Here is a 6,400-nt window from a genome sequence, read left to right on the forward strand (position 1 = left end):
CTAAGCCCGTTCGTCGAGGGTGGGCAGGGCATCAACACCGGTCTCGCCCAGACCATTGGCGAGGAACTCGATCTCGACCCGAGCCGGTTCGTGGTGGAATGCGCGCCGCCCGGCCCTGACTACGCCGTCGTCAACGGCCTTCGCCTGACCGGCGGCAGCTTTTCGACCCGATCGAGCTACGCTGTCATGCGCCGCCTCGGTGCCACGGCCCGGGAGATGCTGCTGCGTGCGGCGGCTGCCCGGCTCGACGTGAAGCAGGAGACGCTTACCACCGATGACGGTCGGGTGATGCACAAGTCCTCGAACCGCAGTCTAGGCTACGGCGAGCTGGCCGAGGCCGCTCTCGCCCTGCTGCCTCGCGAGGACGTGCCGCTTAAGGATCCCAAGGACTTCCGCTACATCGGAAAGTCAGTGGCCCGCCTCGACATGCGCGACAAGTCGACGGGCAAGGCCACCTACGCCATCGACCTCAAGGTCGAGGGCATGCTCCACGCCGCCGTTCAGCACGCGCCGCACCTCGGGACCGAACCCGAGGCCCTCACCAACGAGGCGGACGTGAAGGCGATGCCGGGTGTCCACTCGATCCACCGCCTGCCCGGCGCCGTCGCGGTGGTCGCCGACAGCTGGTGGCGGGCCCGCAAGGCGGTGGAAGCTGTGAACGTTACTTGGACGAAACCCGCCGCCGCCGGCCTCGCCACGGTCTCTGGCACGTTCTCGTCGGCGGCCATGCTGGCGGCCCTCAAGGCCACACGCGAGCCCGGATTGTCGGCCGAGGCGGAGGGGGACGTCGCCGGAGCGTTCGCCAAGACAAGCCGAATGGTCGAGGCAGAATACGACGCGCCCTACCTCGCCCATGCGCAGTTGGAGCCGCCCTCGTCCATCGCCCGCTTCAATGGCGACGGCACCCTCGACGTCTGGCTACCGAACCAGATGCCTGAGCTGTTCCAGTCCGTGGCCGCCAAGGTCGCCGGGTTCCAGCCCGATGCGGTGCGCATCCACTCGCCGATGCTCGGCGGGTTTTTCGGACGCCACTTTTACTACGGCTCGTCTAACCCGTTCCCGCAGGCGATCCTGCTCGCTAAGGCAACAGGCCGGCCAGTGCGGGTGCTGTGGTCGCGCGAGGAGGAGTTCGGCATGGATGCGGTGCGGCCCCTCGGCTTCGCCCGCTTCCGCGCCGCGCTTGGGGCTGACGGGATGCCTCTTGCGATTCAAACGGCCGCCGTGGGCGAGGGACCGATCAGCCGCTGGTTCGGCTCGATTTTCAAGGCGCCGGTCGATTCCTCTGTGGTGGAAGGCCTCGACAAGAAGCCCTACGCGATCCCGAACCGGCGCCTCGACTACGTGCGGGTGCCGCATCCCGTCACCATCGCCTTCTGGCGCTCGGTCGGGCACTCGATGAACGACTTCTTCTACGAGAGCTTCCTCGACGAGGTCGCACAGGCCGGCGGCAAGGATCCGTTCGCCCTGCGCATGGCCCTGCTGAAGGGCAGCCCCCGCCACGCGACCCTACTCAAGGTCGTCGCCGACCTCGCGGGCGGCTGGAAGCGAGGACCGTTCCAGGCCGCGGACGGGACCCGGCGCGCCCGCGGCGTCTCCATGGCCTCGCCCTTCGGCTCGGAGACCGCGACGATCGCCGAGGTGTCGCTCAAGGATGGCGAGGCAAAGGTCCACGACCTCTGGATCGCCATCGATCCGGGCAGCGTGGTCAACCCTGCCATCGTCAAGCGGCAAGTCGAGGGCGCTGCCGCTCTCGGGCTCTCGGCGACCCTGCTGGAGCAGGTGGTCTACGAAGGCGGAACGCGGCAGGCCCGCAACTACGACGCATATCCGATTCTCGATCGCGAGCGGATGCCGCGGGTGCACGTCACCATCGTGGAGAGTGGAGCCCCCATGGGAGGGATCGGCGAGCCGGGCCTTCCCGGCGTGCCGCCCGCCGTTGTCAACGCGGTCGCCGCCCTCACAGGACGTCGCGTGCGGAGTCTGCCGCTCGCCAAGGAAAAGCTATCAGGGGTGTAGCGCAGCGCGGGTGCCGTCGGCACGCGCTCATCGAGACTATGCATCGGTTGTCCAATCACCGATCCAACATCGAGCGGCGATTGAACCTCGTTGGCGAGCAGAGGTGCGTTGATCCAAATCGGCAGTGACATCCAACCCAACGAGATCGACATCAAGCCACGGAAGGAAGCCGATAGTGACCGTCTCGATCCAGGGCATCCAGCCCCCCGACAGCAAGCTAGGTCGCGCGGTGACGGAGTTCGTGCGCGATACGGAGAACGAGCTGCTCTTTAATCATTCGAGCCGGGTCTACTATTTCGGCGCCCTTGCGGGCCAGGACCGCGGTCTGCAGTTCGATCCCGAATTGCTCTACGCCGGCGCGATGTTCCACGACATCGGTCTGATCGCGGCACACAGCAGCGCAACGGAGCGGTTCGAGGTCGATGGCGCGAATGCGGCCCGGGATTTCCTCAAGGGCCATGGAATCGATCAAGCCGACATCGACACAGTTTGGACCTCTATCGCGCTCCACACCACGCCCGGGATCCCGAAACATATGCATCCCGTCGTGGCTCTCGTCACGGCCGGCGTCGAGATGGATGTGCTCGGCCTGACCTATGCCGAGTATGCCGAGGAGGTCCGGGAGGCCGTGGTCCGGGCGTATCCGCGCTCCCGCGACTTTAAGGAAGACATCATCCAGGCCTTCTACGACGGGATAAAGCACAAGCCCGACACCACGTTCGGCAACGTCAAGGCCGACGTCATCGCCGACAAGGAGCCGCACTTCCATCGCGGCGATTTCTGCAGCGTCATTCGCAAATCCCGATGGGGCTGAGGGGACCAGCATGGGCGGCAGTTCCTGGGGATACCGTCGTGTCCAGGCAACCCGCGCATCCCGACATTGAAGGGACCTAAGTTCGATGGCCTGACGGCCCTCATTCAGAGTCCCGAAGGAGGAAGGGCCCTACCGACCTCGTCTGCGACGAACTCTAGCACCGCCCGGACCGCGGGCATGCGGCGCAGGTCGGAATGGACCACGAGGTAGATGTCCCGGGCCGGGCGTTTCAAGTCCGCAGTCAGTGGGATTAAGCCCTTATCGTCCCGGGCCATGAAACAAGGCAATACTGCGATCCCGACACCCGCTCTGGCGGCCGCGGCCTGGCACATGAGATCGTTGGCTCGAAACACGACGGGGCGATCACCTGCGAACTCAAGGAGCCATCGCTGCTCCACCACATGATCCAACGTCGCGTCATAAGCGATGAAGTCCCAGCCGGCGGAAGGTATCTCCAAATAGCTCGGCGCGGCGTAAAGCCAGAACTCCATCGTGCCGACCTTGCGGCTTACGCTGCTCGCCTCCTGGGGCCTGCTAATCCGCACGGCGATGTCCGCCTCCTGCCTGCTCAAGGACGCCACCGCTTGGTTCCCCAGCAGGACCAGATGCAGGTTCGGGTAGAGGCGCCGAAAAATCGCGAGCCGAGGCGCCAAGACGTGGCTCGCGAAGGCGGGGGGCGTGCTGACCGTGACCGTGCCCGACAACGGTGAATGCTGCGCTTTAAGGGCACGTTCCAGAGAGTGGGCCTGGGCCTGCATGTCCTCGGCCTGGGACGCCACCTGCCGTCCGGCGTCCGTTAGGATCCATCGTTTGGGCAAGCGCTCGATCAACGGGGTATCGAATGCCCGCTCTAGCGCTGACACGCGACGCCCGACCGTGGCGTGGTCGACCTTAAGGGCGCGTGCGGCCCCCGACAGCGTGCCGGTCTCCGCAAGCGCGATGAAGTGCCTCAAATCTTCCCAGTCGAACATCAGGGCGTTTTTTCACAAGACCTGTGCGATAATACCAAGTTCAACAAGACTGTGTCGAGGCCTAACTATTCTTTGGTCGGACCCGCAGCGGGCTCGCCGCGGAAAAAGGCTGCACCATGAAGATTTTCGACAGGGCCGGATTTCCCAATCCCGCCCGCATCCGCATCGTACTCGCCGAAAAGGGGTTGGATGCCAGGATCGAATTCGTTTCCATCGACCTCATCGGCGCCGAGCACAAGCAAGCCGCCTTCCTTGCAAAAAATCCGGCCGGTGTGTTGCCGGTGTTGCAGCTCGATGATGGAACTTACATCTCGGAATGCACCGCCATCACTGAGTATCTCGACAATATCGACGGCAACCCGACCCTTACCGGCCGATCGCCGCGTGAGAAGGCGATGATCCACATGATGCAGCGCCGCGCCGAGGCCGAAGTGCTCGACGCGATCGGATACTACTTCCACAACGCTACGCCCGGCCTCGGACCCATACTTCAGGTCTATAAGAACCCCGAATGGCTGGACCGGACGGTCTGGGGAAATCAGCAGCGCGATAAGGCGCTGGAAGGGCTAAGATACTTCGAAGGCGTCCTCCGGACCCAGGCCTATCTCGCCGGCGATGCCTTTTCGATGGCCGACATCACTCTCTTTGCTGGCCTCATGTTCGCAGACGCCGCGGGCGTAGCGATCCCGGTCGAACACGCGGCGCTGTCGGTGTGGCGATCGAAGGTGGCCGACCGTCCCGGCGTCAAGGAGCGAGGCGGACGGGACCTCGCGCTAGAGGACGTGAGCCGCCTCGGATTGTGATCCGCCGTGCTGGTCCCGTCGAGCTCGCACGATACTAAGGAAATGCCTCCATGTTCGGATTTGAGCCCATTTTTGACAGATCTCGCTGAAACTTGTTCAATGCTGGCGCGAGTTCTGGCGCCGCCCTTAGCCTGTTATCCTTTTCCGGCAAGGCGGCCGTGGCCGCCAAATCCGGAGCTCCTCAGGCCGGCGGCAGGCTAACACCTAACAGCCTGACCACAGAAGGACCCGTCGCAGCGGGCGAGGTCGTCGAGGTCGGCGACGACGTCCGTGTCTATCAAGTAGGTGACCACGTCATCAGCAACTTCCATCCGCGCTGGTTCGGCGGGCGGGTGCCGACGACCTCCACGAACGACGACTACGGCAGCGAGCGGGATGGCTGGCTCGTCGAGATGAAGGCCGTGAGCCAGGAAGCCGTCGTGCCGATGCCGGCTGGCCTCTCCTACGAAAAGCAATCGCCCGCGGCGGCGAGATTGCGTCGATAGGGTATCTCAGCGCGGACAATCCACCCCTAGACTTCTTCGCGCTGAAGAATAGCGGCGCCATCTTCCGCAACGTCATGGTCGGTGATCGCGCCGGTTTGGAAAACCTCGTGCGAGCCGTGACGACAGCAAAGATTCAACCCGTCATCGATCGAATCTTTGAATTCGCGGCGGCCCGGGATGCGTTCGAGCGGCTCGATGGTCGACGGCATGTCGGAAAAATCGTGATCCGGTTCCCGCGCATCGGCTGAGCCTGCGCAACACTCAATAAAATGAAAGAATACTCATGACCCGCATCCTGCAGGGTAAGGTCGCCATCGTCACCGGCGGCAGTAGCGGCATCGGCCGAGCCATCGCCAAACGCTTCGTCGCCGAGGGAGCGTTCGTCTTCGTTACTGGTCGTCGGCAGGCGGAGTTAGATAGCGCGGTCGACGAGATCGGTGGCAACGTGAAGGCCATCCGGGCCGATGCGTCGAACCTCGCGGACCTCGACCGCGTCTACGAGACGATCAGGACCGACAAGGGCCGCATCGACATCGTCGTCGCCAATGCTGGCATCCTCGAACATGCGCCGATCGGAAGCGTCACCGCGGCGCACTTCGACCGGGTGTTCTCGGTCAACGTCAGGGGGCTGCTCTTCACCGTCCAGAAGGCCCTGCCTCTCATGCTTGACGGCGGTGCCGTCGTCCTGATGTCGTCGACGGTCGCCGGCAAGGGACTGGGCGGAAGCAGCGTCTATGCCGCCACGAAGGCGGCCATCCGCAGTTTCGCCCGAACCTGGATCGTGGACCTAAAGGATCGCCGGATCCGAGTGAACGTCATTAGCCCCGGTCCTATCGGTACACCTGGCCTGACAGGGGCGGCGCCCGACGCCGCCGCGCTCACGGCGATGATGGAACGCATGGCGGCCCAGGTTCCCCTTGGCCGGGTCGGCGATCCGGATGAAATCGCGAGGACAGCTTTATTCCTGGCCTCGGAGGCATCAAGTTTCGTCAACGGTGCAAACATCGAGGTCGATGGAGGCTGGGCGCAGATCTGAGCGGCCGTTCACTCCATCCCCATCCGCCGCTGCGGGCAATCGAAGGGCATCATCATGACGAAGCTTCTCGTGACCGGCGCCACTGGCCACCTTGGGCGCCAGACGATCGAGTTCCTGCGGACAACGGGTCGGCGACGACCGGATCGTGGCGTTCGCCCGTGATCCCGACACCCTCGGCGAATTAGCAACCTCGGGCATTGAGATCCGACGCGGCGACTATATGGACCGGCTTTCCCTCGTCGCCGCTTTGGTAGACATCGAGAAGGTGATGCTAG

General features: G+C 64.2%; 7 protein-coding genes. 5 read left to right on the forward strand and 2 right to left on the reverse strand.

The window, feature by feature from the left end:
• Together OXS27_RS31330 and OXS27_RS31335 are read left to right on the forward strand one after the other, a co-directional pair.
• On the forward strand, positions 1-2,016 hold a 2,016-nt coding region (locus OXS27_RS31330; protein WP_267361566.1), incomplete at its 5' end, for a xanthine dehydrogenase family protein molybdopterin-binding subunit.
• A gap of 175 nt (positions 2,017-2,191) precedes the next feature.
• Entirely contained in the window at positions 2,192-2,830 is a 639-nt protein-coding gene (locus OXS27_RS31335) for an HD domain-containing protein (RefSeq protein ID WP_267361567.1), read from the forward strand.
• 104 nt (positions 2,831-2,934) lie between these two features.
• Here OXS27_RS31335 and OXS27_RS31340 read toward each other — a convergent pair whose 3' ends face one another.
• Positions 2,935-3,801, reverse strand: coding sequence for a LysR family transcriptional regulator (locus OXS27_RS31340; protein WP_267361568.1), 867 nt, complete (start codon positions 3,799-3,801; stop codon positions 2,935-2,937).
• Positions 3,802-3,917: 116 nt separating this feature from the next.
• Between OXS27_RS31340 and OXS27_RS31345 the strand changes: the two genes are divergently transcribed.
• Both OXS27_RS31345 and OXS27_RS31350 read left to right on the forward strand, forming a co-directional pair.
• A complete protein-coding gene (locus OXS27_RS31345; RefSeq protein WP_267361569.1) occupies positions 3,918-4,604 on the forward strand; it encodes a glutathione S-transferase in 687 nt (228 codons plus the stop codon).
• 92 nt (positions 4,605-4,696) lie between these two features.
• On the forward strand, positions 4,697-5,089 hold the full coding sequence (locus OXS27_RS31350) for a hypothetical protein (RefSeq protein WP_267361570.1): 393 nt from the start codon (positions 4,697-4,699) through the stop codon (positions 5,087-5,089).
• 26 nt (positions 5,090-5,115) lie between these two features.
• On the opposite strand, the gene OXS27_RS31355 is transcribed toward OXS27_RS31350, so the two are convergent.
• Complete coding sequence (locus tag OXS27_RS31355) at positions 5,116-5,298, reverse strand: hypothetical protein (RefSeq protein WP_267361571.1); 183 nt, start codon at positions 5,296-5,298, stop codon at positions 5,116-5,118.
• Between the two features lie 74 nt (positions 5,299-5,372).
• On the opposite strand from OXS27_RS31355, the gene OXS27_RS31360 reads away from it, so the two are divergent.
• The gene (locus OXS27_RS31360; protein WP_267361572.1) at positions 5,373-6,125 is read left to right on the forward strand and encodes a glucose 1-dehydrogenase; all 753 of its coding nucleotides are present in this window, start codon (positions 5,373-5,375) and stop codon (positions 6,123-6,125) included.
• Positions 6,126-6,400: the final 275 nt, after the last annotated feature.

Source organism: Methylobacterium sp. GC_Met_3, from assembly GCF_026540775.1.
Taxonomy (GTDB): domain Bacteria; phylum Pseudomonadota; class Alphaproteobacteria; order Rhizobiales; family Beijerinckiaceae; genus Methylobacterium.

What these genes read in the sequence shown, in the direction of transcription:
- OXS27_RS31340 (WP_267361568.1), bottom strand. Translation starts at nt 3,801, where the DNA reads ATGTTCGACTGGGAAGATTTGAGGCACTTCATCGCGCTTGCGGAGACC.
- OXS27_RS31345 (WP_267361569.1), top strand. Translation starts at nt 3,918, where the DNA reads ATGAAGATTTTCGACAGGGCCGGATTTCCCAATCCCGCCCGCATCCGC.
- OXS27_RS31355 (WP_267361571.1), bottom strand. Translation starts at nt 5,298, where the DNA reads ATGCCGTCGACCATCGAGCCGCTCGAACGCATCCCGGGCCGCCGCGAA.
- OXS27_RS31360 (WP_267361572.1), top strand. Translation starts at nt 5,373, where the DNA reads ATGACCCGCATCCTGCAGGGTAAGGTCGCCATCGTCACCGGCGGCAGT.